The organism is Microvirga sp. HBU67558 (assembly GCF_018069605.1).
GTDB lineage: Bacteria > Pseudomonadota > Alphaproteobacteria > Rhizobiales > Beijerinckiaceae > Microvirga > Microvirga terrae.
This window is the reverse complement of record NZ_JAGPUP010000250.1, coordinates 1-653: the sequence shown is the minus strand read 5'-3', so window position 1 is coordinate 653 and position 653 is coordinate 1. Positions and strand designations below refer to the sequence as shown.

Annotated in this window: 1 protein-coding gene; it reads left to right on the top strand. The window is 65.2% G+C overall.

All coding sequences use genetic code 11. The annotated features are described in order from the left end of the window. Nucleotides 1-653, top strand: a 653-nt coding sequence (locus KBI52_RS33820) for a PAS domain S-box protein (protein ID WP_210804810.1), incomplete at both ends; no start/stop codon positions are given.

The following is a 653-nucleotide window of genomic DNA, read 5'->3' as shown; positions in this document are numbered from 1 at the left end:
GGTCCTGGGATCTACGCCATCGAGTACCGCGTGATCGGGATCGGGGATGGGATCGAGCGTTGGGTCTCCACCCAGGGCCGGACCACGTTCGAGCATGGCCGTCCCGTTGCGTTCATGGGAGCCGCCTTGGACATCACGGAACGCAAGCGGGCCGAAGCCGCCCTGCGTGAGAGCGAAGAGCGCTTCCGGCAGTTCGCCGAGAACTCCAGCAGCACCCTTTGGATCATGAACTTCGAGACGATGAACCTCGAATACCTGAGCCCTGCCTTTGAGGCCATCTGGGGCGAAACAGTCGAAAGCACGCTTGGCGATCCCAGCCGGTGGAGCCGCTTCGTCCATCCGGATGATCGAGAGCGCGCGCGAGGCGCGCTTGAACGCGTCAGACTGGGTGACATCAGCACCGAGGAGTTCCGCATCGTCCGTTCTGACGGGGTGGTGCGCTGGATCCGCAACACCTTCTTCCCCATTCCTGACGCGCAGGGCCGGATCCGCCGTGCCGGCGGCGTTGCGCAGGACATCACCCGCCCTGACGGGCGCTTCGTCTATGTGGTCGATGCCGATGAGCCCGCGCGTCAGATCCTGACGCGGGGGCTGCGCGACGCCGGCTATGACGTGAGAGCCTTCCCGTCCGGCAAGGCTTTCCTGGAGGCAGC